The organism is Cutibacterium sp. LaCa_286 (genome assembly GCF_057198075.1).
The window spans coordinates 419,656-444,731 of record NZ_CP191091.1 but is presented as its reverse complement, the minus strand read 5'-3'; the positions used below and the strand labels follow the sequence as shown (position 1 = coordinate 444,731).

At 66.0% G+C, this 25,076-nt stretch carries 21 protein-coding genes, 1 pseudogene and 3 riboswitches; of the genes and pseudogenes, 3 read left to right on the top strand and 19 right to left on the bottom strand.

Annotated elements, in window-relative coordinates; translation table 11 throughout:
• Nucleotides 1–162 precede the first annotated feature (162 nt).
• Genes ACP8JZ_RS01780 through ACP8JZ_RS01755 form a run of 6 tightly spaced genes read right to left on the bottom strand, consistent with a single transcriptional unit; the run spans nucleotide 163 to nucleotide 7,240 of the window.
• A complete protein-coding gene (locus tag ACP8JZ_RS01780; protein WP_484482598.1) occupies nucleotides 163–807 on the bottom strand; it encodes a TetR/AcrR family transcriptional regulator in 645 nt (214 codons plus the stop codon).
• On the bottom strand, nucleotides 804–2,597 hold the full coding sequence (locus ACP8JZ_RS01775; protein ID WP_484482597.1) for an ABC transporter ATP-binding protein: 1,794 nt from the start codon (nucleotides 2,595–2,597) through the stop codon (nucleotides 804–806). The genes ACP8JZ_RS01780 and ACP8JZ_RS01775 overlap by 4 nt, the downstream gene beginning before the upstream one ends.
• Nucleotides 2,594–4,414 (bottom strand): ABC transporter ATP-binding protein, encoded by a 1,821-nt coding sequence (locus ACP8JZ_RS01770; RefSeq protein ID WP_484482596.1) that lies wholly within the window; start codon nucleotides 4,412–4,414, stop codon nucleotides 2,594–2,596. The genes ACP8JZ_RS01775 and ACP8JZ_RS01770 overlap by 4 nt, the downstream gene beginning before the upstream one ends.
• Nucleotides 4,411–5,004 (bottom strand): MptD family putative ECF transporter S component, encoded by a 594-nt coding sequence (locus ACP8JZ_RS01765; RefSeq protein WP_484482595.1) that lies wholly within the window; start codon nucleotides 5,002–5,004, stop codon nucleotides 4,411–4,413. The genes ACP8JZ_RS01770 and ACP8JZ_RS01765 overlap by 4 nt, the downstream gene beginning before the upstream one ends.
• On the bottom strand, nucleotides 5,001–6,488 hold the full coding sequence (locus tag ACP8JZ_RS01760; protein ID WP_484482594.1) for an ABC transporter ATP-binding protein: 1,488 nt from the start codon (nucleotides 6,486–6,488) through the stop codon (nucleotides 5,001–5,003). Before ACP8JZ_RS01760 ends, ACP8JZ_RS01765 begins: the two co-directional genes overlap by 4 nt.
• Nucleotides 6,485–7,240 (bottom strand): energy-coupling factor transporter transmembrane component T, encoded by a 756-nt coding sequence (locus tag ACP8JZ_RS01755; protein ID WP_267878863.1) that lies wholly within the window; start codon nucleotides 7,238–7,240, stop codon nucleotides 6,485–6,487. Before ACP8JZ_RS01755 ends, ACP8JZ_RS01760 begins: the two co-directional genes overlap by 4 nt.
• Nucleotides 7,241–7,549: 309 nt before the next feature.
• Here ACP8JZ_RS01755 and ACP8JZ_RS01750 point away from each other — a divergent pair, with 309 nt between their 5' ends.
• Complete coding sequence (locus ACP8JZ_RS01750) at nucleotides 7,550–8,233, top strand: EcsC family protein (RefSeq protein ID WP_484482593.1); 684 nt, start codon at nucleotides 7,550–7,552, stop codon at nucleotides 8,231–8,233.
• A 106-nt stretch (nucleotides 8,234–8,339) separates the two neighbouring features.
• On the opposite strand, the pseudogene ACP8JZ_RS01745 reads toward ACP8JZ_RS01750, so the two are convergent.
• Nucleotides 8,340–8,594 (bottom strand): annotated as a pseudogene (locus ACP8JZ_RS01745) (cob(I)yrinic acid a,c-diamide adenosyltransferase); the annotation flags it as partial.
• Between the two features lie 69 nt (nucleotides 8,595–8,663).
• Nucleotides 8,664–8,749, bottom strand: a riboswitch (cobalamin riboswitch).
• 70 nt (nucleotides 8,750–8,819) lie between these two features.
• Between ACP8JZ_RS01745 and cbiT the strand changes: the two are divergent.
• A complete protein-coding gene (cbiT, locus tag ACP8JZ_RS01740; protein ID WP_484482592.1) occupies nucleotides 8,820–9,413 on the top strand; it encodes a precorrin-6Y C5,15-methyltransferase (decarboxylating) subunit CbiT in 594 nt (197 codons plus the stop codon).
• A gap of 126 nt (nucleotides 9,414–9,539) precedes the next feature.
• Here the strand turns inward: cbiT and ACP8JZ_RS01735 are convergent, their stop codons facing one another.
• The 4 genes from ACP8JZ_RS01735 to ACP8JZ_RS01720 all read right to left on the bottom strand — a co-directional run bounded on the left by ACP8JZ_RS01735 (nucleotide 9,540) and on the right by ACP8JZ_RS01720 (nucleotide 12,556).
• Complete coding sequence (locus ACP8JZ_RS01735; protein ID WP_484482780.1) at nucleotides 9,540–10,337, bottom strand: energy-coupling factor ABC transporter ATP-binding protein; 798 nt, start codon at nucleotides 10,335–10,337, stop codon at nucleotides 9,540–9,542.
• Nucleotides 10,338–10,618: 281 nt separating this feature from the next.
• The gene (gene cbiQ / locus ACP8JZ_RS01730) at nucleotides 10,619–11,437 is read right to left on the bottom strand and encodes a cobalt ECF transporter T component CbiQ (protein WP_021104771.1); all 819 of its coding nucleotides are present in this window, start codon (nucleotides 11,435–11,437) and stop codon (nucleotides 10,619–10,621) included.
• Entirely contained in the window at nucleotides 11,437–11,859 is a 423-nt protein-coding gene (locus tag ACP8JZ_RS01725) for an energy-coupling factor ABC transporter substrate-binding protein (RefSeq protein WP_021104770.1), read from the bottom strand. Before ACP8JZ_RS01725 ends, cbiQ begins: the two co-directional genes overlap by 1 nt.
• The gene (locus tag ACP8JZ_RS01720; protein ID WP_021104769.1) at nucleotides 11,852–12,556 is read right to left on the bottom strand and encodes an energy-coupling factor ABC transporter permease; all 705 of its coding nucleotides are present in this window, start codon (nucleotides 12,554–12,556) and stop codon (nucleotides 11,852–11,854) included. Before ACP8JZ_RS01720 ends, ACP8JZ_RS01725 begins: the two co-directional genes overlap by 8 nt.
• 382 nt (nucleotides 12,557–12,938) lie before the next feature.
• On the opposite strand from ACP8JZ_RS01720, the gene ACP8JZ_RS01715 reads away from it, so the two are divergent.
• Nucleotides 12,939–13,586, top strand: a complete 648-nt coding sequence (locus ACP8JZ_RS01715; protein ID WP_277101755.1) for a precorrin-8X methylmutase — start codon at nucleotides 12,939–12,941, stop codon at nucleotides 13,584–13,586.
• 84 nt (nucleotides 13,587–13,670) lie between these two features.
• Here ACP8JZ_RS01715 and ACP8JZ_RS01710 read toward each other — a convergent pair whose 3' ends face one another.
• The 8 genes from ACP8JZ_RS01710 to cobI form a co-directional block, all read right to left on the bottom strand.
• Nucleotides 13,671–14,744, bottom strand: coding sequence for an ABC transporter substrate-binding protein (locus ACP8JZ_RS01710; RefSeq protein ID WP_484482591.1), 1,074 nt, complete (start codon nucleotides 14,742–14,744; stop codon nucleotides 13,671–13,673).
• Nucleotide 14,745: 1 nt separating this feature from the next.
• Nucleotides 14,746–15,537, bottom strand: coding sequence for an ABC transporter ATP-binding protein (locus ACP8JZ_RS01705; RefSeq protein WP_023034984.1), 792 nt, complete (start codon nucleotides 15,535–15,537; stop codon nucleotides 14,746–14,748).
• Nucleotides 15,534–16,553: a FecCD family ABC transporter permease gene (locus ACP8JZ_RS01700; RefSeq protein ID WP_484482779.1), complete on the bottom strand. Its 1,020-nt coding sequence runs from the start codon at nucleotides 16,551–16,553 to the stop codon at nucleotides 15,534–15,536. The genes ACP8JZ_RS01705 and ACP8JZ_RS01700 overlap by 4 nt, the downstream gene beginning before the upstream one ends.
• An 88-nt stretch (nucleotides 16,554–16,641) precedes the next feature.
• A riboswitch (cobalamin riboswitch) is annotated at nucleotides 16,642–16,817 on the bottom strand.
• 885 nt (nucleotides 16,818–17,702) lie between these two features.
• Nucleotides 17,703–18,563 carry a hypothetical protein gene (locus ACP8JZ_RS01695; protein WP_023034982.1) on the bottom strand — a complete coding sequence of 287 codons (861 nt, stop codon included), beginning with the start codon at nucleotides 18,561–18,563 and terminating at the stop codon, nucleotides 17,703–17,705.
• Between the two features lie 612 nt (nucleotides 18,564–19,175).
• Complete coding sequence (locus ACP8JZ_RS01690; protein WP_306516826.1) at nucleotides 19,176–20,450, bottom strand: CbiX/SirB N-terminal domain-containing protein; 1,275 nt, start codon at nucleotides 20,448–20,450, stop codon at nucleotides 19,176–19,178.
• A 2-nt stretch (nucleotides 20,451–20,452) separates the two neighbouring features.
• Complete coding sequence (cobJ, locus tag ACP8JZ_RS01685; protein WP_484482590.1) at nucleotides 20,453–23,068, bottom strand: precorrin-3B C(17)-methyltransferase; 2,616 nt, start codon at nucleotides 23,066–23,068, stop codon at nucleotides 20,453–20,455.
• On the bottom strand, nucleotides 23,065–23,973 hold the full coding sequence (gene cobM, locus ACP8JZ_RS01680; RefSeq protein WP_231933837.1) for a precorrin-4 C(11)-methyltransferase: 909 nt from the start codon (nucleotides 23,971–23,973) through the stop codon (nucleotides 23,065–23,067). The genes cobJ and cobM overlap by 4 nt, the downstream gene beginning before the upstream one ends.
• Before the next feature lie 167 nt (nucleotides 23,974–24,140).
• Entirely contained in the window at nucleotides 24,141–24,905 is a 765-nt protein-coding gene (gene cobI / locus ACP8JZ_RS01675; RefSeq protein ID WP_306516828.1) for a precorrin-2 C(20)-methyltransferase, read from the bottom strand.
• 28 nt (nucleotides 24,906–24,933) lie between these two features.
• A riboswitch (cobalamin riboswitch) is annotated at nucleotides 24,934–25,075 on the bottom strand.
• Nucleotide 25,076: the final 1 nt, after the last annotated feature.

Genomic DNA, 25,076 nt, shown 5'->3' with positions numbered 1-25,076 from the left:
CCCGCCAGCAGCAAAGTGTGGAGTTGCTTGAAGATGTCGCCTCCTGGCCAGGGCCATCAGTGAGCTGGAGACCCCACTGTTTGACATGCACCCCGATGGACGGTGATGAGTCACAACGCGGGATGGGGGAACAGCAGGAGGATTCCCCGTCTGGGAATGCGATCATTTCCGCGTGACCGCGCCAGGGAACAGCCCGTGCTCCATGCCGGCGATGATGAATTCAACCTTGAGATCAAGATTGCCGCGCTCCCCCAGATCCTGCATCCCGAAGATGTCGGGAAGGCCCTCGGTCATGACCCCGATTCTCTCGACGCCGGTGCGTCCGTCCTCGTCAGCCACCAGATAGGGCTGCATCGAGATGAAGGTCTCGAAGGTGGTGTCCCCGACGAAATCGAAGGCGAAAGCGGCCCCCTCGACTCCTCCGGGAATACCAAGTTCTGCCAATCCCTGCACAATCGCCGCGCAGCGAGGCATGACTGCCCCAAAAGTCTCTGGCTGAGTCATGAGCACCAGCGGGGCCTCTGGATATCGCTCACACAACGCCCACTGACGGTCGACAATCTGACGAAGGGCGTCCTGCCAACTCGCGACGTTGGGATCGGGGTCAATGTCCACCATGATCTCCGCAATTGCAGCCACTTGCAGTTCCTGACGAGAACTGAACTCCCGGTACAAGGCGGTGGCCTTCACCCCGAGACGATCAGCGACCGCCCTCAAGGTGAAGGTCTCAATGCCCTCGGCCAGGGCTGCATCAATCGCCTGACGTCGCGTAAACGCAGGCCTGCGCCCTGGCCGTTTGCTGATCATTCACGGCCCACGAGCGACCACCCCTCGGCCCGCTCCCGGGCATGCCACAGATCGGCGTAAGCACCGCCGCTGGCAATGAGGTCGTCATGGGTTCCCACTTGGCAGACTCTACCGGTGTGATCGATGACGACGATGCGATCCGCCGAACGGATGGTGTCGAGCTTGTGAGCGATGACGAGGATCGTCGAGAACTCACGCAGCTGGGCCAGGGCGGCCTCGATGTGGGCCTCGTTCTCCGGGTCGAGAGCAGAGGTGGCCTCGTCGAAGAGCAGGATCGGGGCGCGTTTCAGCAAGGCTCGTGCCACCGACACCCGTTGCCGTTCACCACCCGAGAGACGACGGCCACCTTCACCAACGCCGGCGTCCCATCCACCGGGCAGACGAGCTGCGATCTCATCGACCCCGGCCAGAGACCCCGCCTTCCGGACCTGCTCGTCCGTGGCATCCGGGTCACCGATGCGGATGTTCTCCGCCAAAGTGGAGTCGTAGAGATAAACGTCCTGGAAAACCATGGCGAGCTGACTCATGAGCTGCTCGGTGGTTTGGTCGCGCACGTCCAGTCCGCCGACACGCACCGTCCCGGAGTCGACGTCCCAGAACCTCGCCATGAGCCGGAACAGAGTCGTCTTGCCAGCCCCCGAGGGGCCGACAATGGCCGTCAAACCCCCCGCTGGAGCAGTGAACGTGACGTCATGGACGACCGGGTGCTCCTTGTCATAACCGAAGGAGACGTCTTCGAAGGACACCTCACCGGGAGCTGTCATGTCGCCCGGGGCCTCGGGCTCGGGAAGCACCTCAGCCGAGAGGATCTCGTCGACCTCACTGACCGGCTTGCGCGCGGTCTCGACGGACAGAGCAGCCGAGACGACGTCCTCCAACACCTTGGCGTAGCGCAGCGAGACGCCGACGAAAGCAACCGTCGCGACCGGGGCGAGGGTGCCGTTGCTGCCCATGCGCGCGGCCAGCACGATGAGGACGACCGCGACCGCCTGGGCACCCAGACCCGAGAGGAAGTTCGCCGTCACGCCCAGCCCCAGACACTTACGAGCGGCGCGTTCATTGGCCCGGCGTGCATTCCGAAGCGGCTCGTAGCCCTCGGCTCGGCCGGCGGCCCTCAGCACTGGTTGGGTCTCACAGAACTCGACGATGCGGGCAGCCAGTTCCTGCTCGGTCGGCTGGACCACCGACTCACCGCGAAGCCACAAGGCCCGCGAGGCGATCATGATCAGACACATCGCAGGCATCGAGATGAGCAGGGACAACCCCAACTGCCACGACCAGAACCACGAGAGCACCATCATGACGACGGTGGTCGCGGCACCGCGCACGAGTGGGGCGGTGAAATGTGCCAACCCCTCGCCCAGGTGCATGAGTCCCTGAGTGAGAAGGCGGGACAGGCGGCCGGGGAAACTCGAGCGGAACCATCCCAGTGGCAGGCTCGCCACCTGGTCGCCGATGCGCACGCTGAGTTTTCCCATGACATCCATCGCGGCGAGATAGCCGATCGTCGACTGGAAGTACGTCACGACGGCCCCGGCAACGGCCAGGGCGACGAGCACCCACACCCAGCCCTGCCAGGTCAGTCCCATCGAGGGTCCACCCTCGGCGAATGCCGTGATCGTCGGAATGATGGCGAACAGGCCAACTCCCTCGAGGACTCCCTGGACACCTGCCAGCCACAGGGAGCGACGGAACTTGGCAGCCCCTTCCTCGGTGAGAAGGGGCCTGAAGGTGTTCAGGAGCAGGATGTCGCCCGCCCAGGAAAGGCGGGAGTTCATGGTCGTGGTCATTGAGTGACTCCTTCCATCGCTCGCCCTGCCGACAGACGCGCCCAGTAGGGCTGGTCGGCCAATTCCTCGGACGAACCGCAAGCTACGATGCAACCGCCCTCCATGACGCAGATGACGTCAGCTCCGGCCACCGACTCGGCGTGGTGACCGATGGCGAGCACAGTTCGGCCCCGGGCCAGTGCAGCCAGGGCCTGCTGGATCTCCGCCTCGCAGTCGGGATCGGTGGCGGCCGTCGCCTCGTCGAGCACGAGGATCGGGGCGTCGGCGAGCACAGCGCGGGCGATCGACAGCCGCTGCTTCTGACCACCCGAGAAATCGGTGTCCTCACCCAGGACGGTGTCGAAACCCTTCGGCAGTGCGTCGATGTCGTCAAGAATGTGGGCGGCACGAGCAGCCTCGCACACCTGGTCGTCGGTGGCGTCGGGACGGGCCAGGGTGATGACGTCACGGATGGACCGACGCTGCATGTACGGATCCTGGAGGACGAAGGACACCAACCGGTAGAGGTCGTCCTGGGCGAGGTCCTTGAGGTCGACCCCACCAATGCGCACCACCCCGGAATCAGGGTCGCGGAAGCGGGCGAGCATCGTCGCCAGGGTCGACTTGCCCGACCCAGACGGCCCGACGAGAGCCGTCACCGTCCCCGGACGCAGCGTCAGGTTGACGTGGCTGAGCGCCGGGATGACACCGTCAGGGGTGAGGTAGGAGGCGCTGACGTCGTCAAAGGTGACCGTCATGTCGTCAGGAATCCGCGCGCTCGCGTCAGGATGACTGATCTGCTCGATGGACAGCACGTCCTGCAGTCGCAGAGCCGCATTGCCGGCCTGTTGGTAACCCCATGCCATGGTGCCCAGCACCTCGATGGTGCGCGGCAGGACCAGGGCGATGAGTGAGCAGGTGAGGACGTCGGTGACGCCCACCCAGCCGGCCTTGGCCATGAGCAGGCCGAATCCCAGGTTGATCGCCATGAGGGCGGCCACCGAGATCACCGACAGCGACAGCGCCGACGCCTTGATGAGCGGGCCACACCAGTTCCAGTAGAACTGGGCGAACTCCTCGCACGCACGGGTGAAGCGACGATGGGCCTTACCGGTCTGTCCGAAGTTCTTGACGACATGGATACCCTCCGTCAGCTCGATCGCCGAGGATGAGATGTCGGCCAGTTTGTCGTCCATCTCGGCGGTCTTGGTCGCCATGTCCCGCATCGTCACCCACTGCAACAGCGCGTAGATCGGGAAGGTGGCGATGGAGAGGAGCCCCAGCCGCCAGTCCACCACGAAGGCGTAGACGAGCAGGACGAGCGGAACTCCCACGGCTGCGGTCTGCTCGACCGGCGCATGGGCGACGAGCATGTGGATCTGGACGGTGTCGTCCTGGATGGCCTTGCGCACTCGACCGGTTGACGACGAGCTGAACCAGGCCAGCGGCGCCTTCGAGATGTGGTCGATAATGCGATCCTGCAAGAAGTTGCGCACCTTGATGTCGGCGATGTGAGTGATGAGGAGGGCCACCACGTAGAGCATGACCTGGATGCAGAAAGCCATCCACAGCACATTGGCGGTATGGGTGAGCGCCTCACGGTCGACGTGATCACCCAGCAGGATCGCGCCGAGTCTCGTCAGGGCCACATACGGGGCCAGTGCGACGATGCATGACACCACGACAAGGATCCGCGCAACGATGACGTACCCACGAATGGGCCTCATGATCATCGACAGGGCCTTGCCGCCGGCACGGTGCTTGGCCTGATAGTCCTGAGTTCCTCCCGGCGCGACAGCGTCGGGGCACACCTGCGGGGACGTGGAGATCTCGGTCACTTCGTCAGTCCTGCCCGCTGGAAATGCTTGCGACCCACCTTGATGCCCAACCAGCCACCGGCCAGCCCCAGCAGGAAGAAGATGACGGCACATCCCGCCACCAGGCCAGGTGTGAAGAGTTCCCGCATCTTGTTGGAGTAGTCGGCACCCATCTGCTCGGTGATCATGGCGTAGTACTCGTCGGTATTCACGAGCATCGGGATGAGCGGCACGATCATCCACAGCACGAACACGGCATACCCGAGCATCGCGCGGCTCGTCGTGAGACGGGTGCTGCGGCCGGCATTGGTGATGATGATGTCGGAGAGGAATCCGAGCACTATTCCAGCCGGGATCATCCAGATGGTGTGCCCCGGGCTCAAACCGAGCCCGACGAGCAGACCAGTGATCGTCATGGTGCCAATTTTCGGCACCCGTGCAACTGACAACATGAGGACGATGCCGCCCAGCAGGATGCCCAGGATCCAACCGACGAACATGAAGGCCGGACCGACGAAACCGATCATGCCGCAGGCGTAGAAGACGACGAAGAAGATCACCGCGAAGATGGCGATACTCACCAGGTCACGCGTTGTCAGACGGGGTTTCATGATTGTCCTTTCAGAGTGGTGATGTTGATGAGGTAATCCCCACATCGGGCCATGAGCTCCGGGTCGTGGGTGATGACGATGACGACCTTCCCAGCGGTCGCGAGATCACCGACGAGGTCAGCGATCGAGGTGAGGTGACGAAAATCGACACCCGATGTGGGCTCGTCGAAGATGACGACCTCCTTGTCCTGAGCGATGGTGGCCGCCACGACGAGGCGCTGGGCCTGCCCACCGGACAGTGACAAGGGGTGACGGTCACGTTGGCCGACCAGGTCGAGACGTTCCAGGAGCGCCGGGACGTTGGCGGCATCGCGTTGGCGCGGGTCCAGACCGAGGGTGACTTCCCGCTCCACCGACTCGCTGAACAGCTGACGGCGGACGTCCTGCATGACCATCCCGCACGATTTCTGCCTCCTGCCGGTGCTCCACGGCTCTCCCATGCCGATACGGGCGCTGGGCGGGGACTTTTCGAGCCCGCAGATCAGTCGGGCCAAGGTCGATTTGCCCGCGCCATTGGGGCCGGTGAGGATCGTCACCGCTCCGGCCGGCAGGAAGAGGGAGTCGACGTCGAGAATCGTCGGGCCATGCCCGTAGGAGAAGGACAGGTGCTCGACCATCAGCCCAGTCGGGAGTTTTGGGCCATCGGTGTTGGAGGAGGCTGCGGCGGTCGGCAGCTCGGGTATGTCCACCGGGACGACATCGACGGCGCGGAGGCCACGTTCGGTCCGTTCCATGTCCGTCAGGCTGAAAAGATCATCGCCGGTCATGGTTTCGGCGACCCTGCCGTCAGAAATGCGATGAACGACGTCGACCATCCCACGGAAGAGGTGCAGCCGATGCTCGGCAATGACCAGCGTCTTCCCGGAGGCCTTCAGCTGGGCGACGAGGTGGCGAAAATCGTCGATTCCCTCGGCAGAGAGATTCGAGGTCGGCTCGTCGAAGAGGAGCAGATCGACGTCAGTGACCAGGGCACAGGCACACGCGACGCGCTGCAACTCCCCTCCCGAGAGGGTGTCGAGCCGCCTGTCGAGCAGGTGTGCGATGCCGGTCTGGCCGACTGCCCGAGTCATAGCGTCGCGGATCTCAGACGGGTCGACCCCGTAATTCTCCAGCCCGAAAGCCAGCTCGGTTCGCACGCTGGAGGTGAAGAACTGGGTGCGAGGATTCTGGAAGATCATCGCCGAGGTGCGCCCGACGTCGTGGAGTTCGACCCCGGCCAGATCAGTGCCGTCCACCTCCGCCTTGCCACGCATGGTGCCCTCGAAAAACTTCGGGACAAGGCCATTCATCGTCCGCAGCAGGGTGGACTTCCCCGATCCTGATCCCCCAATGAGCAGGGTCAGGGTCCCGGGCCGGATCGTCATGGTGATGTCCCGGAGCTGGTCCACGGCCTCTCGGTCGGGCGTGGGGCCGTCATCGAACGGGGACCCGTCGAGGTCAGGGACCGGGTAGGCGTAGGAGACGTCGGTCAGGCTGACGCTCATGCGATCACCTCGGTCACGCGCCAGGCAATCAACGCGACCAAAACCGTCAGCACGACGACGTCACCGAGACGGAAACGACTCGGGTCCAGGGTGGACCGGGATTTTTGTGCACCCAGCCCCTTGATGATGGCTGCGGCGGAGAGCTCGTCGGCGATCCGGGCAGCCGAGGCCAGGAAGGGGATGACGACGTATTCCCCCGTACGCAGCGGGTGGCGCATGGTTGAGCGGGCGCCGGGTCTCAGGCCTCGCAGGGTCATGGCCTGGACGATCGCCCGCAGCTCGCGCACTGCCATCGGGAAGAACCTCACCACGACCATCACCGGGACCTGCACGACCCGCGGCGCACGCATCTGGGTGAGGACTGAACCAACCCGGGTGACGTCGAGAACCTTGATCGCAGCCACTGCCGAGCCGAAGACTCCTGCGAAGCGGAACATCCAGAAGGCGATGAAGACCAGAAATGCGGAAACAGCCGAGTGCCATAGGGCTGGAAGGGCGAAACAGCAGAAGACCCACACCAGGACAAAGGCCAGCCACCCGATCCACGTCGTGGGGCGGGTCGTGAGCACGAGTGACACCGCGACGACACCGAGGCAGGCCAGCACCAGAGGCGTCGACCCCGCTCCCATGAGAAGGACGTTGAGAACGATGACATAGAGGAACAGGGTGCGTGGGTCCACAGCACCGTGGAACCCCCGAGTGCGGGGCCGATGGGTGGTGGTCAGCGCGCTTCCGGCCATGGCGCGGGCCATCGGGAGCGGGGGGATGTCACCTTGTCGGGCCACGGTCACCTCGTCACAATTCATAAGGCAACCCTAACTCATTAGTTATCCTCGTTAACAAATAGGGGTCATTCACGCCCTGGCAAGGAGAGACACTCACAGGCCAGACAGGCGGTCCTACTGGTGACGTTGGAGGGCACACCACGTTCGGAGGAATCGCGGCCTCGCGCAGGCGCGATCACCACGGGCATTGCCCGTCACCACCTCAACGCGAACACCACAGGACTCGCCCTGCCCCCACGGCTACCCTTGAAGTGAGTTGATCGAGAGGAGACCCTCGTGGGAATCGGAAGCAACATCGGCAAGGCCCTGCTGGCTCAGGCACCCGACATGGCACCCGGCGCGGCCGTCTCGATGCTGCGCAGCATCCTGGGATTCGCCATCGACGGTGCCTCATCGCTGCCGGGAGCGCGTCAGGCCGCTGGCAAGACCCTCACCAAGCACGACGGTGACGTCGAACAGGCCATCAACTCCCTCGTCAACCAGCACATCGCCATGGCCGGTGCACAGGGATTCGTCTCCAACCTCGGTGGCGTCGTCACCTTGGCCGTGACCATCCCCGCCAACATCTCGGGCGTCGCGATCGTCCAGGCCCGCATGGTGGCTGTCATCGCCCACCTACGCGGCTACGACCTTGACGACCAGCGCGTCCGGACCGCCATCCTCGCCACCCTCATGGGTCAGCGTGAGGTCGACAGCCTCATTCACGAGGAGAAGCTTCCGACGACCCCGATGGGCATCGCCACCGCCCCGGTGGGGGACGCCGATCTGGAGAAGGTCGTCGCCCGTAACCTCGTCAACGTCCTCATGGGCCAGGCTGCGGGCAAGAAACTGCCGGTCTTCGTCTCCAAGCGCGTGCCCGTGTTAGGTGGTGGAGTCGGAGCCACCACCGACGGATTCACCACCTGGAGCGTCGCTCGTTACGCCCGCAAGCAGTTCCCGACCCGCCGCCCGCGCGGCTGAGGCCAGGATCTGTGTTCGGCCCGGGAGGCGTCAGAAGGTTTGCCGACGGCGTGCCCCGGGCCGGCGTGTGCGGCTGCGACGAAGCAGCCCGACAGCCCGCGCAGCCGTCGTGCAGACTTCCCAGGGCCTGCAGGGCATCCTGCTCGCCGACGTGCCAACGACCGGACTTGACGAATTGGAACACCCCGACGTCCCAGCCGTGGTTCCACGCGCGCAGCGCGGTTCCCATGGCGGCAGTGGTCTTGCCCTTGCCCTCACCCGTGTTGACCATGACGACCGGTCTCAGACGTCGTTGTCTGGTGGTGCGGCCATCCTGGACGACATTCGGGTCCTGAGTGATGGGGCTCTGGCCTGCTGGCATGGAAACCTCCTCGCGGGTCCTCGCCCGCATCATGGCAGCGTCGATCTGACTCAGCACCGACCCGGACGACCTGGCTTGCGCATCAAGGCACCTCGGTGGTCGAGGCACGCCCGACGGGGCTCACAGTGGCGGGACCGCTCCGGACTCACACCGGATTCCTCCTGGCCGGTACCGCGATTCTGACACACCGAAGGTGTTTTCGCTCACCCGGCATACCCTTGAGCCGTGACCATTGACCCTGACACCGCAAAACTTGGCCGCACCCCCGGCCTTGACGAGGAACACTTTGCCCATGACGGGCTCATCACGAAGCATCCGGTGCGAGCGGTGGCTCTGGCCGCCCTGCGCCCCATGCCCGGGCAGACGCTGTGGGATCTGGGCACCGGCGCCGGATCGGTCGCCGTGGAGTGGTGCCGCGCCGATCCCACCTGTACCGCAGTCGGGGTGGAGCGGCGGGCCGACCGAGCCGCCAACGCGCGTACCAATGCCGAGAATCTCACCGCACCGGGACAGTTCACGGTGATCGATCACGACCTCACCGAGGGGCTGCCCGACGGGCTGCCCACCCCGGATGCCGTGTTCATCGGTGGCGGGGCGACGGCTGAGCTCGTGGACGCCTGCCTGGCACGGTTGCCGCAGGGTGGAAGGATCGTCGTCCACGGGGTGACGATGGAGGCCGAGACCCTGGTTGCCGACCTGTCGGGGCGGCTGGGCGGTGAGCTCATGCGGTTCTCGGTGGAGAACGCCGACCACATCGGGCGGCTGCGTGGGTGGAAGCCCGCCCGCACCGTCGTCGCATGGAGCTGGGTCAAGGACTGACGACTCCACCTCACCAACGGCCGCCAGCTCCACGGGATGCCCCCATCAGTAGCCGGCGTGAACTGCTTGGGACAACCCTGCGCCGGCTCAGCCCGATCGGGACATCCGGTGCGGGGTGTGCCCAGTTCACCGCGCCTCGAGGGCGGCAACCACCTCATCCATGGTGCGTGGCAGGCTACTCACTCCCATGCGCTGGGCAAGATCCAGCGCCCACGGCAGGTGCAGGTGTGCCCGTTCCACGATGTCGGAGTCGGCGAGCATCTCGTCGATCGGGCCTTGGACGACGCTGTGATCCACCACGACGAGTGCCTCGTCGGCCCAAGCCAGGGCGAGGTCGACGTCATGGGTTGCCATGGCCACCGTCGTGCCGGTCTGGTGCAACCGTCCCAACGCCGCCATCATCCGCGACACACCGTCGGGGTCCAGCCCGGCGGTCGGTTCGTCGAGCATGAGCAGTTTGGGTCGCATGGCCATGGCTCCGGCCACCGCGACACGCTTGCGTTCCCCGTAGGACAGCTGGTGGGTGGCGCGTTCGGCCAGATGATCGGCGCCCAGCAGGGTGAGGGCCTTGGTGACTCGTTCGCGCACCTCGTCCTCGTCGAGTCCCATGTTCATCGGGCCGAACGAGACGTCCTGGAAGACGTCTGCACTGAAGAGCTGGTCGTCGGGATCCTGCAGGACGTGCTGGACGACGCGACGATGCTCCCGCAGCGCCTTCTTGTTGTGCTCCAGACGTTTGCCCTCACGCAGCACCTCACCGGACACCGGTTCGAGGGAGCCGGACAGGCAGCGCAGCAGGGTCGTCTTGCCCGAGCCGTTGGCGCCAAGGATTGCGACGCGCACCCCCTGATGCAGCCGCAGGTCGACGTCCCGCAGCACCATGGGACGCCCGGGATGGGTGGCACACATGGCCCGGGTCTGCATCAGGACGGTAGGGGCACCCTCGGTATCCTGGGTGACATCAGCACTGTGGGCCGCGCCAGCGTCGTCCCCGCCAGCATCGTCGGAGTCATGAACCTCACTGGCCCCAGCACCGTGCGCCGCTGAGCTCGTCTCGGAATTGCCCGGTGGTGTGTGACCTGTCGCGGTGCGGGGTCCTGTCTCGGTGCGGAGGGCATGGGAGACGTTCCCACCCATCTGACCACTGCGGGCCTTGTCCGACCCGGTGTCGCTGGATTCCCCAGTGCCTCTGGATTCGTTGTCGGTCATCGCCACAACCTTCCTGTCGTCGCCCATGTGATCGCCCAGATCGCCACCAGGCTCACCACAGTGGACACCATGAGTTTCGTGCTGGCCCGACGTGGCATGGTCAAGGTCACCAGGGACGACTCGAATCCACGATTCGTCAAGCCGTCATTGAGCCGCTCGGCACGATTCCACGACCGCACGGCCACCGATCCCAGAAGCGCAGCAGTGTTCTCCCAGCGTCGCTTCCGGCTGGGGGCGTCGTCGCTGAGACGGTTGCGCTGGGCCTCCTGGGCCGTGAAGAACGTTCCGAGCAGCACGAAGATGAGCCGGTAGGTGAGCGAGGAGATCTCCAGCAGCGGATCGGGAATGTGGAATGTGCGCAACCAGGTGAGCAGGTCGACCATCGGTGTTGTCACGCCGAGCACCATCACCGCCAGGGTGCCGCCCAGGCCGTGTTCCACCAGGGACGCGGCCTGCGCCGCAGATGCCGGGCCGATGCTCACCCCACCGGCACGCCACCACTCCGGCCCGCCGGTCGAGGTGCCCACGCTGATGAGCACCGAGATACCACCGATGACGAGGAAGACGATCGGGGCCGCCATGGCCTGCCACAGCACTCGGGGCTGGATGTGCGCGAATCTGACGATGACGACCACCGAGACGACTGCCACCATGAGGGCACCCGGCCACACGCCGATGGGTGCGCCATGGACGAGCACCTCCGGGGTGCACAAGGAGGTGAGAAGGAGGCCGGTGCTCAGCGCCACCTTCTCCCCCACACGGCGATGCCGCCAGGGAGAGTCCCAGGCGGCATCGTCAAGAGAGGTGATCTGCATCAGGCAACCGGGTTGGCGGGAGCGGCATTCGTCTTTCCCGCCTCGACGGCCGTGGCGTCGCTCAGGTCAGAGGCAGCCATGGCCTCCTCGGCACCGCGCTTGCGGCCAGACATCCGGCCCAGGGCGTAGCCGACGATTCCAGCACCGAGGGCGGCCTGCATGGCGAACAGACCCGATTCGACCTCGCCGGAGGAGGGCTCGAAGATCGGCTCGATCCACGGCTTGGCACCGGCCTCCTCGGCTGCATCGGCTGCGGCGTCGTCGGTTCCACCGAAACCTTCACCGTCATGGGTGGTCTTGCGGCCACCGAAGACCATGCAGATGACGAAGATCGCGATGAGCAGGATGATGAGGACCGGGGTGACCCACTTGGACCTCTTGGTCAGCGACGTATCAGACTTGTGAACGGACTTCTCAGGCATGGGACACCTCCGCAGCGTCAGCAGACTCGGCCGGCTCGTCGGCAAGCACACCAAGCTTGCGCAGCTGGGGTGCGGCGACGTTGGCCAGGAAACGGAACAGCAGGATGCCGAGGAATCCCTCGGCGATGGCCAACGGCACCTGGGTGGTTGCGAAGATACCGAGGAACTTGGCAGCAGCACCACCGACACCGGACTGCTGGTCGGGGAAGGCAATGCCCAGCTGGACGCTGGTGACGCAGTAGGTGGAGAAGTCGGCTGTGGCCATGGCCAGGAAGATCGCCAAGGCATCTGGCCCGTGGCAAACCTTGGTGAGCTTGTAGAACGCGTATCCGACCCACGGGCCGACGATCGCCATCGAGAAGGTGTTGGCCCCCAACGTCGAGATTCCGCCGTGTGCAAGTAGCAGAGCCTGGAAGATGAGGACGATCATGCCGAGGAAGGCCATGACCGGGGGACGGAAGAGGACGGCACCGGCTCCGGTACCGGTGGGGTGGGAGGACGAACCGGACACACTGGGCAGTTTGATGGCCGACAGCACGAAGGTGAAGGCACCGGCGGTGGCCAGCAGCAGCCGGTTCTCGGGGTGGTGCTTCACCTCCTTGACGACCTCAACGGCACCCCAGACGACGAATGGTGCGCTGACGGCGTACCACACACCGCATTGCGCCGGTGAGAGGATTCCTTCTGCAATGTGCATGAGGGACTTTCTCCTTTCTCGGAATCTTGCGTTCCGTGCTGGAAAGGCTCGTCCACAACGGCGTTCCTGACTCCCACTTGGGCAAAGAGTTGCACGAAGTGTTCACAGTGGCGCGACCGTGCCGGAATTCCCCGGCTTCCGCCCAGATGCGACGAGACTGTTCTGTTGTCGGGCTTCATTGTTTCACATCGGTCTGCACACATGTAATCGGGGACATGCACATTTGACAAACCAGGCCTTGCACGGCACCACCCCTGCCGCCACGTCCTCTCACTCACGATCCGTGGCACCGCGTTCATTGCCTGTACCAGTGACCTGCAGAACTCTCTGCTGGCCAACGAGACGCTAGGCTCGAGGTGTCATCCAGCTGCGAGGAGTGGTCATGTCATACGTCAACAACGGATCCGACATCTACAAGGAGTCATTCCGTATCATCCGCGAGGAAGCGGATCTTGCGCGATTCCCCGCCGATGTCGAGCGAGTCGTCGTGCGAATGATCCACGCCGCAGCAGACCCGGCAATTGCCGGTGACATCGCCTTCACCCCCGGTGTGGTCGAGGCCACGCGTCGTGCGCTGGCGTCTGGCGCGAACATCCTGTGCGACTCCTCCATGACAGCGACCGGCATCATCCGTTCCCGACTGCCCGAAGGGGTGCAGGTCGTCTGTCACATCAAGGAGCCGCGCCTGGCCGAGCTCGCCAAGCGCAACGACACGACCAAGACGTGCGCCGCCGTCGATCTGTGGGCCGCCGAGGATCATCTGGACGGGGCAGTCGTGGCCATCGGCAATGCTCCTACTGCACTGTTCCACCTTCTGGAGGTGTGCGAACAGACTGGGGCGCGTCCGGCTGCCGTCGTCGGCATCCCGGTGGGATTCGTGGGTGCCGCAGAGTCCAAGCAGGCCTTGGCCGACTCCGACCTGGGGCTGGAGTACATCACCCTGCTGGGGCGTCGGGGCGGCTCAGCCATCGCTGTTGCGGCCGTCAACGCCATCGCTTCCACCGCCGAGCTCACCAACGATCACCGCTGAGGATCGCTCACGGGCACCGGGCCTGCGCACTCCCCGGGCAGTGAGCTCCCCTGAAAGGGTGTCGGGGCGGTGCGGGTCTGCCTCTCAGCCCTCGTGTCCGGGCACGGAGGCCGGAATCCTCAGCTGGGGTTTGATCGACGACTTGGGCTCCAACCCCCACTTCTCCAGGCTGACCCGCAGGTGCTCGGCGGCATCGATGTTGAGCGGGCCGGAGGTCCACATGGCGATGGGGAGGTTGAGGTAGCGCTTCTTCTTCACCGCGTCCAGGTTCTTGGTCGCCGGATTCGATTCCAGGATCTTGATCTTCTCGCTGTAGGGCTGGGCGTCGTAGTCGACGAAGGCAATGGCGTCGGGGTTCATCGTCGCCACCTTCTCCCAGCCGATGCGCACCCAGGTGTCGTTGACGTCGTGGGCGCCGTTCTGCGCACCAGCCGCATTGATGATGGCCTGTGGACCGCCCTTGCTTCCGCTGGTGAAGACCGAGTCCTTGGCCGAGTCGAAGAGCAGCACCGTCGGGGTCTTCCTGGCCTTCGGAGCCTTCTGGAGGGCGTCGAGCCGATCGTCCATGTCCTGCACGGCCTTCTTGCCGGTCTGCTCGTTGCCGGTGAGGGTGGCAAGGTTGGTGATGTCGGTCCGCACTGCGTTCCAGGGGTCCATGACACCGCGGACGCTCTGCCCGTCCTTCTGTCGGCATGACTCGGTGAGCAGGTAACTGTTGATGCCCTTGTCGTGCAGGTTGTCGGGGGTGAGGTTGTTCGCCTCGGAGAATCCGTAGTCCCACCCGGCGACGACGACGTCGGGCCTGTTGGCGATGACCGACTCAAGGGTCATGTAACCCTTGACGCCCTCGTGCAGACTGTTGATGGTGTCGGCCCCGTACTTGGCAGTGAGGATCTCCTTGTCCCGATCTGCCGAACTTATCGCGGCGATCTGCTTTTGCGCCCCGGCGCTCAGCGCCATGGCGATGATGCTGCCGTCATTGACGTAGAGTCGCTCGGCCTTCTTGGGGTAGGTGACCTTCTTGCCACAGTTGGTCACGGTGACTTCGTTGGAGTCCTTGGCGGACTCGCCGCTCTTGGAGGCTGATCCACCGCCACAGGCGGTGAGTCCCACAGCCAGGCAGGAGGCCAGGACGACGGGTAGGAGTTTGGTGGACATTTCAGTTTTCCTCTCGGTTGGGATTGGGCAGCGGTGCGGTGCACACGAGTTCCTGGCTGCCGTCGGGAGTGGTGACATGGTGTGCGACAACGTGGAATGCCGTCGCGACGTTCGATGGGCTGAGCGCCTCACGAGCCGGACCTGCGGAGAGCACTCCGCCGTCGGCCAGGACGACCACGTGGTCGAAATGCGAAGCAGCCATGCCGAGGTCGTGGATGGTGGCGACCACCGTCCGACCGCTGGCGCGCAGCGTGTCCAGCAGCATGAGTTGGTGACGCACGTCGAGGTGATTGGTCGGCTCGTCCAACATGATGAGGTCGGCGCCCTGGGCCAGGCCACGGGCGATGACGGCGCGGCGCCGCTCACCGCCCGACAGGTGGTCACAACGACGATCGATGAGGTGGTCCAGTCCCACCAAGGCCAGGGAGTCCCGGATGATCCGTCGCTCGGAACGCTGCCCCACCTGCCACGGCTTGCGGTGCGGGGTACGTCCCAGCGCGACCATCTCACCCAGCAGGAGGTCAGGCGATGGCGACTCCTCCTGCCCGACGAAGGCCATGAGCCGGGCACGTTGCATGGGGGTGTAGTCGGTGACGGAGGTGCCGTCGAGCAGGACGTCGCCGGAATTGAACTGGCGCACCCCGGCGATGGATCGTAGCAGAGTCGACTTGCCGACTCCGTTGACACCGACGATGGCGGTGAGCTTCCCCGGCTCGGCGGTGAAACTCACGTCGTCGACGATGACGCGGTCGTTGATGCGGCACTGGACATTGCAAACTTCGAGACGTGTCATGACTCACTCGAGAATCGGTACTGGCTGCGCCCCATGAGGTACAGGAAGATGGGAGCGCCGATGAACCCGGTGACGACGCCGAGCGGCACCTCCTGTGGTGCCGCGATGACGCGGGCGCCGACGTCCACCCACAGCAGGAAGAGGCTGCCGATGGCGGCGGCGACGGGCACCATCGACCGGTGACTGGCTCCCACGAGCAGCCGGGACATGTGCGGAATGACGAGCCCGACGAATCCGATGCCGCCGGAGACCGCCACGAGCACCCCGACGAGTACCGAGTTGCCGACGAACAACGCCTTGCGCACCCTGGTATCGGGGATGCCGAGGGATCGAGCGACGTCGGTGCCAGCAGCCAGGGCGTCGAGCCAGCCAGAGAACGCGATCATGAGCACGGCGGACAGAGCGGTGACGATGGCAGCCACCCACAAGCTGTCCCAGGTGGCACCGGCCACCGATCCCAGCATCCAGTACAACACCGACTGCGCCGCACGCGGATCCGAGCTGCGAAAGACGAGGAAGCTTGCCAATGCCGAGAACGCCGCAGAGAGCACGACGCCCGAGAGCACCAGCCGCAGCGGTGTCATGCCACCCTGGGCCATGGAGATGAGGTACACCAGACCAGCGGCTCCCAATGCCCCCACCAAGGCTCCGAGGGTGAGCCGGTGAGGACCCCAGGAGGCGAACATCCCCAGGGCGATGACCGCGGTGGCCCCCACACTCGCACCGGCCGAGACACCCAGCAGGTAAGGATCGGCCAGCGGGTTGCGCACCAAGGTCTGCATACCGCTTCCGGCCAGGGCGAGTCCGGCCCCGACGATGATCGCCAGCAGTGCCCTGGGAGCACGCAGATCCCAGACGATGACATCGATCGTCGGGTCGGGGCCCGGCTCGCCAGTGATCCTGGCCCCAACCGTGTCAAGAACGCCACGCATCGGCAATGGTTCCGAACCAATGGTCAGCGAGACGACGGCGCTGACGACGATGAGCACGACGAGGATGATCACCAGGGGTGCCACCGGCAACCGGCGGTCACGCTCGGCCGACCGTCTTAAGGAAGGCATAGCTGTTCCTTCTGGGTGCGAGGACCTTGATGCGAGGCCCGAACGACACAAGTCATGCATGGGGTCTTCGGACTTCGGATCACTCTCGGTCGGCCCTTCCCAGAATCACTCCCAGTGGTCTCGCCGACGTCGTCACCGTCACCGCTGCGCAACAGTCCCGGATTCCCACCGGGTTCACCGCGACCTCATCGGGGCCGCACCATGCACGCGACGCAGATTAGCACCTGTGCACGCAACTCGCGACGTGCCGTTCCGCCAACCCCTTGCCGTAGCCGCCCGCCAGCCCCGTGTCGCAGGCGCGTCGGGCACGTGGAACGCTGCAGCACGTGGACCTGGGGGTGCGGCCGGGGCAGTACCTCGACCCCCGTGGCAATTCGGTTCGACAAGACACCCCGTGCCACGCCACGTGGCAGGCACCACGATCCCCAACACATCTGCCACGGAGACGAACGGGCCACGCCCCGCATTGCAGACAGAATTCACCACGCCGCACCGGGCACGGCAACTGGCTGGCACCACCGATGGGACGTGGACGATCCCAAGAAGCCACCACTGCAAAAACTGTGGACGCCGCCGACGAGAGGATGCGCACCCGTTCAAGGCACCGGAACGTCCCTCGTGACGCGTGGTACTTCGCACCCCCGTGGTATTTCGGTTCGACAAGCCGCCCCGTGCCACACCACGTGGCAAACCCCACGATCCCCAACACATCTGCCACAGGATCGCTGGGCCAAGACCCGCTCGGCAGACCGGACCACCACCTCACCCGGGCCCGCGCACACTCTCACTCACACTGCAAAACTTGCAGTGTGAGTGAGAGTGTGAGCTGCGGTCTTGTGCTCCACTCCCTCCACCCCTAGAGCAGAAGTGGACGACAACGAGACCGGACACAGCCGAGGAGTAACCCTGGGAAAAATGAGGACACCACGGGAGAACCGGATGCATGGGGCAGGAGGCAGCGAGGGAAGGGCTGGGCGCAGAGCTCGGGACCAAGGAAAACAGGGGCGGCACCCTACGCCTCGGGAAACCCACGGGGAAGCGGGGCGCCACAGGAAAAACAGGTGTGCCACGAACGAATGGGCACAGGCCGAGCAGGAGGGCAGTTCAGCCCCAGAGGGCGTCGCCTTCCCACGTGCCCGACGAGATCACTGGGACGACCTGGCCCGAGAGCACCGAGCCCGGATGTGGATCGGTCGGCAGCCCGGCTGGCAGGGCCAGGGTGAGGGGGAATCCAACCTTGCCCATGCATCGCCACCACTGTTCCCCGGTGAGTTCGTTGGTGCGCTTCTCGCACTGATCGACGACCATCGTCATTTCTGCGACCGCACTCACCTCGGCGCGGCTCGCCCGACCCGCCTCCAACTCCATGAGCCACGGGCTGATGAGGTGTCCGGCGGAGAACTGGATGTCGCTGCGAGGACCGAAACCGCCCTCCTCGGAGGCGCCATAGGCCTCCTCGGAGTCGTGGACCCGGATGAATCCGTTGGCGACGGCCCCGACGCGCAGGTGCTGGACGAACGCCGAGGTGTCGTCGCCGGGCTCGGCACACAGTGGGTACTCGACGGGATCGTCGGCATTGGCCAGGAACCGTGCGATCCGCTTGCCATGCACTCCGTCGGAGGCACCGCTCACCGCCAACTGCGACAGCGGCGAACCGCCCTCCACGAGCTCCACCAGGGCCACCGTGGGACGGTAGCGCCGCACCTCGGCGGCGTGGGTCGTTGGGGCGACGAGGGAGGCCATCGTGTCCATCTCACCATCCCGGCTGAGCATGGCGAGACGTGCCCCCGACGGGTCGGTGTAGGCGGCCAACAGATCGAAACCACCGACGTCCTCCACACCGACAGCGCCAGCCTGCGCAGCGGAGTTGACGAGGGAATCGAGATCGGGGGCGTCGAAGCCCAGGGCATGCAGGTCGTGGGAGATCACCCGACGATGATAGGCGCGATTGGCCACGGCTGCCATCGCCGCGATCCCATCGCCGGGGCTGCCATTCATCGGAGCCGGCCTCGGCAGGCCCCGTGTCGATCAGGCCCGTGTCGGTCAGCCTCGAGTGGTGAGGCAGTGTTGATCGGTGGATCGCGACGATCAGTGCATCACAGTCGGCTTGGTATCGGGCCTTGTCATGCCCCACCCTGGCCTGCCCCATCACTGGGCCATCCCCGGTCAGGCGGTGGCCAGCCGGGAACGAAATGACAGACGGTCAGCCCGGGAACAACACGACCGATCCAGTCGGTTTCGCACCAGATCAGCCGCACCCAACCAGCCCCGCAACCCGCCAACTACGGAAGCCCGCAACACCTTGCTGAGAGCTCCAGCTCAGGCATCAAAGATGCAGCCAGCCACACCCGCAGACTCCCGCAACCAGCCAGCTGCAGGAGCTGACACACCTCACTGAGGACTCAGCACAGGTGCCGAAGGGCGGTCAACCCCTGGAACGGCAGACAATCAGCCCGGAAACAACACAGTCGATCCAACCGACTCCACACCCGCAACCAGACACTCCCGTAGAGCCCCGCAATCAACAGCTGCGGGGCCCACAATCTCAGTTCCTCAGCAGAGGAGTCGAAGTGCCGATCAGCCCTGCAGGGCTCGCAACACCTCGTCACGAATCTTGGCAGAACGACGCGGGGTGCGGTCACCAACCACGCTCACCGTCATACCGCCGGCCTGCTGGGTGGCCGGGGTGAAGGCGCTGCCCTTGCGACCGTCGTCACCACGCACGCAGAAGATACCGCGCTTCTCGGCCTCGGCGGTCACCTTGGCGTTGACTTGGGGGTCATTGGTGAGGGCCTGGACGAACCAGACGCCGTCGAGATCATCGTTCTGGAAGGCGCGTCGTTCCAGGTTCACCAGCCCCTTGCGAGCCATCCGGGTAAGTTGGATGCCTGAGTTCGGGGCGACGACGTGGACGTCGGCACCGGCGTCCAGCAGACGGGCGACGCGACGTTCGGCCACGTGCCCGGCCCCGACGACCAGCACCGTGCGTCCCTGCAGCCGCAGCCCGGACATGTAGACCGGGGCCCCCTCGCCGAGCCCGACCTCGTCAAGGGGCTCGCGGTACCGGTCCACCACGACCTCGGCCACCTCGTCACAGTCGCCGATGACCGGGGCGATACGGATCTCGACGCCGGGATGGCTGGCCTGCCACGCCTGGACCTGCTCGGTCATCCACACGTGCAGCAACCCGGGAAACAGGAAGTTGCCCTGCACCACGATCTGCTGGGCACCCTGGGCGTGCAGGGCCGTCAGCGCCTCGGGAACCGAGGGGCGGGTCACCTGGATGAACGCCGGCTCGACGCGGGCCAGATCGTTCTCCTCCCAGAACATTCGCGTGAGGGTGTAGTGCGAGGCGTTGGCGTCAGCCACCAGGGCGCCCCGGCCCACCAGGACGACGGCGGTGTCGCGGGCACGCCATTGCTCGCGCCCCTCCCCCGCGGCCAACGTCTCGGCCAGACGCCGGTCAAGGGCCCTGCGCATCCGCACGTCGGGCAGCAGCGGTGCGGAATAGGCTACTCGAGCGTCCCCACGGCCCTCGTCGATGGCCTCGGGAATGTCCTCACGGACGTGGCCGCCGGTGTTGAACATCAGCGGTACGACGACGGCGGCGACGGGCTGTTCCCCCTCGGTCGTCCCCTCAGAGACGACCGGCGCCTGGGCGACGGCGGCCTGCACCGCCTCGGGAATCTTCGGCTCGGCGAGCTCGACGAACCCCAGTTCCACCGGGACGTCGGGAAGCTTGTTCGCGACCCGTTCGGCCAGGGCGCGGCACTCGGCCACACCCGACTCGTCGCGGGTGCCGTGGGCGGCAATGACCAGCGGGGTTCCGCTGGCGATCTTGGTGTCAGTCATGATCACACATCCTTGTCCGTGTCATTTCCAGTGGTGTGCGCAGGGCGATCGGTGTCAGGCGTCGTCTGTGCTGCAGCGTCCACACGCGTGCTCCGTGCCGGCGGCGTGGCGCTGTAGGTCGTCTCGTCGGCCTTGGGCAGGTCGCGGTGGGAGTAGTTCTTGTGCTTGTCAGATCTGATGGCCCCGTCCATCCAGTGGTAGTCGCGTGGGGTGACGAAGAGTTTGCGGTTATCCCCGGAGGTGACGTACTTCGATGTCGACGACCCGACGACCACCATGCTCGTCATACCGACCCATTCGGGCTGGAACTCAGCCAGGGTCGACATGATGATCTGTTGCTGGCGTCGTTCGGCATGGGAGACGACCGCCACCGGGGTGGAGGGTGGCCGGTGCTCCGCCAGGATCGCCAGGGCATCGGGCAACTGATGGGTACGGGTGCGCGAGCGGGGGTTGTAGAAGGTGGTGACGAGGTCTCCCTCGGCAGCCGCCCTCACCCGCTTGACGATGAGATCCCAGTCGGTGTGCAGGTCGGACAGGCTGATCGTCGCGTGATCATGGCCCAGCGGGGCTCCCAAGATGCCGGAGATGGCGAGTTCCGCGGTGACCCCGGGCACGATCTCCACGTCGATGCCGTCGGTGCCCATCTCCAGGGTCGGGGAGGCCATGGCGTAGATGGCCGGGTCACCGCCACACACGAAGGCGACGTTGCGTCCTTCTCGGGCCGCCTCGATGGCGGCGGCGGTGCGTTCCTCCTCGGTGCCCATCTTCGTCGCAAGGATCGTCGCCCCGGGACGCACCACGTCGCGAATCTGCTTGACGTAGGGGGCGTACCCGGCGATGAAGGTGGCGTCCTGGATGCGTTGGAGGGCACGCGGGGTGAGCAGGTCTCGGGATCCGGGCCCCAGGCCCACCACCGAGAGGTGGCCGCGGGCCGGAACGCGTCCGATGGCAATCGTCGCCTCGGGGGTCTTGTGCTTGGTGACGACGAGCTCGGCCCCCTGGGCCAGCACCGAGGCCTCCGAGACGCTCGGGGTGCCCACCTCACGGGCCACGACGTCGGAGGGGGTCGGCACCTGTTGGGCGGCCAGTTCCTCGGCGGAGTGGGTGAGGTACTCCAACCCGCGTTCGTGGGCGAGTTTGATCATGCCGAGTTCGCCGGCCTTCACCTCGTGGCTGGTGAGGATCGTCACCGATCCGGGGGCCAGCCCGGCCTCGGCGAGGGTGTCGTCGAGCAGGGTCCGCAGGTGGTCGACGTCGGTGCCCTTGTTGCACCCCATGCCCACCACCAGGGAGCGCGGGTGCAGGACGACGGTGGGCAGGTCGGTGCCACCGACGGCTGTGGACGCGGCGTCGGCGGTGCGATCGGAGACGATGATTCGGGCAGCAGGGTCGCTGGCCTCCTCACTGACGTTCTTGGGCAGCGGCGGCAACGGCCACGGGTGTTCGCGCACCACCTGCACCGGACGTCCGGCGATGATCGAACCCGTGACACCGGCGACGTCACCCTCGTAGGCCCAGCCGAGCTGGTCGAGGGCCGGAACGCCGAGCGAGTCGGTGGCGGTGGAGACGACGGCGGTGCCACCCAGGGCGGCCGAGATGGTGCGGGAGAGCTCGTTGGCCCCACCGACGTGACCGCCCACCAGCGGGATGGCGAACCGTCCGGCCTCGTCGACGACGACGACCCCCGGGTCGGTCTTCTTGGACTCCAGCAGCGGGGCGATGAGACGTGTCGTGGCGCCCAGGGCCAGGTGGGAGACGATGAGGTCGCACTCCCCCCAGGCGGCTGCCAGCCCGGTGCGCGAGGGGCCGACGTACTTCTTGGTCTCCCGCTTGAGGGCGTGGTCGATGGCCTCGGCATGGGCTGCTGCGGCGTCGGAGTTGATGACCTGCCCGATGATGGGGTCACGGTCCGAGCCGTCCGGGTTGGTGTCGGTGCCCGGCTGCGGATCATCGGGGGCGTTGACGTTGACGTCCCCGGCGAGCTCGGGGTTGACGCCCACGGCTTGCGGGGAGTCCGGGTGGTGGTCGAGCACCAGGACGACGTTGGGGCTGGCAACATCTTCGTCGGCCACCACGGCCCTGGCGGCATCCTCGTCGAGGACGCGCACCCGCTGGTTCTCCTCGCCGATCTTCTCGGCCAGCACGAACGTCTTACCGCGCCCGGCCAGCCCGTCGGCCAGCTCGGCGAGGCCCCGCCCCGGAGCGGTGAGCACCCCAACCTTGGGATGGATCCTGGCCAGCCGGATCGCGGTCTCGACGCTCTTGGAGTGCGAGGAGACGAACTGGGCGTCGTCCCAGGGCAGGGCGACGGCGGCGAAGGCGGCCTGCAGCGATGTCGGGGCCGTCACCACCTCGACGTTCAGGCCTGCCTGGCGGATGCGACGCACCACGCCGAAGAAGAGGGGGTCTCCCGAGGCGATGACGACCACCCGGGCGTCGTCCGGCAGAGACTGGATGCGCTCGACGGCGGGACCGATGAGGCCGAGTTTCTGGCGTTTGTCGTCGGGGACGTCGAGGGCGTCGAGGTGACGCTGCCCACCGACGACGAGGTCGGCGTGGGCGACGTCGTCACGCATGGCGTCGGTGATGGTGCCGAGGTATCCGTGGACGCGAATCATGAGTTGTCCTTCGGGTCGGGGGTGGTGCTCTGGTCGTAGACGCCCCGGGTGCCGTGGGTCGTGAGGTCGGCGTGGGCGTCGGCGTCGGCTGCGCGGTACTCGTGGCGGAAGCCGGGGTGGTAGAGGTGGCTGCGGGTCTCGATCGGGCCGTCGGCCAGGGCAGGTCCGACGAGGACGACGGCATGCTTCCACAGCTTGTGGTTGCGCATCGTCTCCGACAGGTGGGCCAGGTCGCAGCGGAACATCATCTCCTCGGGCCAAGTGACCGCGTACCCAATGATGCAAGGGGTCTCGGGGGCGTATCCGCCCTCCAGCAGAGCCTGCTGCAGGGCCTTGTTGCGGGCCGCCGACAGGTAGACGGCCATGGTGGCCCCGTGGGCGGCGAAGGAGGCGACGGTCTCACCGTCGGGCATGGGGGTGCGTCCACCCTCCAGCCGGGTGAGGATGAGCGACTGGGAGACCTCCGGCACGGTGATCTCGACGTCCATCCGGGCCGCGGCAGCCGAGAAGGCGGAGATGCCGGGGATCGTCTCGAAGCCGATGCCGATGCGGCGGCACAGGTCACGCTGCTCGGCAGTGGCTCCGTAGATGGAGGGATCCCCGGTGTGCACCCGGGCCACCAACAGACCTTCGTCACGAGCTCGGGTGTAGAGGGGTTCGAGGTCCTCCAGCGGGATGGCGGCGGAGTCGATGAGTTCGGCGTCGGGTTTGTGCCGGGCGACCATGTCGGGATGCACCAGGCTGGAGGCCCAGATGATGATGTCGGCGGTCTCGATGACGCGAGCACCGCGCACGCTCACCAAGTCCGGAGCACCTGGTCCGGCACCGACGAAGACGACCCTGCCCTGCCCCTCGGCGAAGCTGGTGGCCGGGATCGGGGCAGGGTCGATGAGCGAGTGGTCCAGATCCTCCAGGGTCTGCTCCGAGGCGTGCTGGGTGGGACGGGCCGCCTGCGGGGTCGTCGAGCGCGAGCTGGCCTCGGTCGTCGACGGGACGCCGGTCGAGGCCGCAGCGTCGTCTGGTGACGTGAGGTCATCTGGGGGCTCGGGGGTGGACGGCGTGGGTGTGGGGCTCACAGTTTTCCTCCGGTGACGGTGCGTTCGGGCACGGACAGGACGGTCGAGAAGTAGGGGGCCGATTCGTCGGCCTCCACCTGGGCCAGACCGAGCAGGTGCTGGGTCGGCAGGGAGACGTCGGTGCCGATGATGGCGTCACGGCCCCGCTTGCGGATCTGCTCGAGCACCTCGGGCATCTTGCGCCCACCCTTGTAGACGGTGACGGAGTCGACGACGTCGAGCACCTCACCGAGTTTCTCCGAGCCGACGGTGGCCGGCACCAGGGCGAGGATCTCGCGTCCCTCGACCAGTGGGGTGCCGGCGGCGGCGGCGATGGCCTGCATGGCGGTGATTCCGGGCACGAGGGCGATGACGACATCGGGCAGTCGTTCCTCGACGTTGGCACGCAGATAGGTGAACGTCGAGTAGACGGCTGGGTCTCCGACGGTGGCCAGGGCCACACTGTGTGCCCCGTCGTTGAAGGCGTCCACGGCGAAATCGGCCGAGGCCCGCCACGACTCGATCCGTTTGGTGCCCAGACCACGGCGTTGGGCCATGGAGAACGGCACCGGCTGGACACGCCCCGTCATGTGTGGGCAGGCCGCACGAATGATCTCCTCGGCTCGCCCCATACCTCCGGCGGACGCCTCGGTGGACGGCACGAGGACGACGTCCGCCTCCTGCAGAATGCGTTGGGCCCGCAGTGTGACCAGTTCGGGGTCGCCGGGGCCAACCCCGACACCGTACAGGGTGCGGGGTGGGTTCGATGGGGCAGAGTTCACAATGGCCTCCTCAGGTTTCCTCGCCCGATGATGTGCGCTGCGATCGACGGAGTATCTGGCTGCACCGTGCAGATCGACACAATCTGCAGGTTCACAGTGGCGGGACCGCGCCGGACTCACACCGACTTCCTCCCACTTCGACCGCTCACACCGAGCATAGCGGGTGGAACC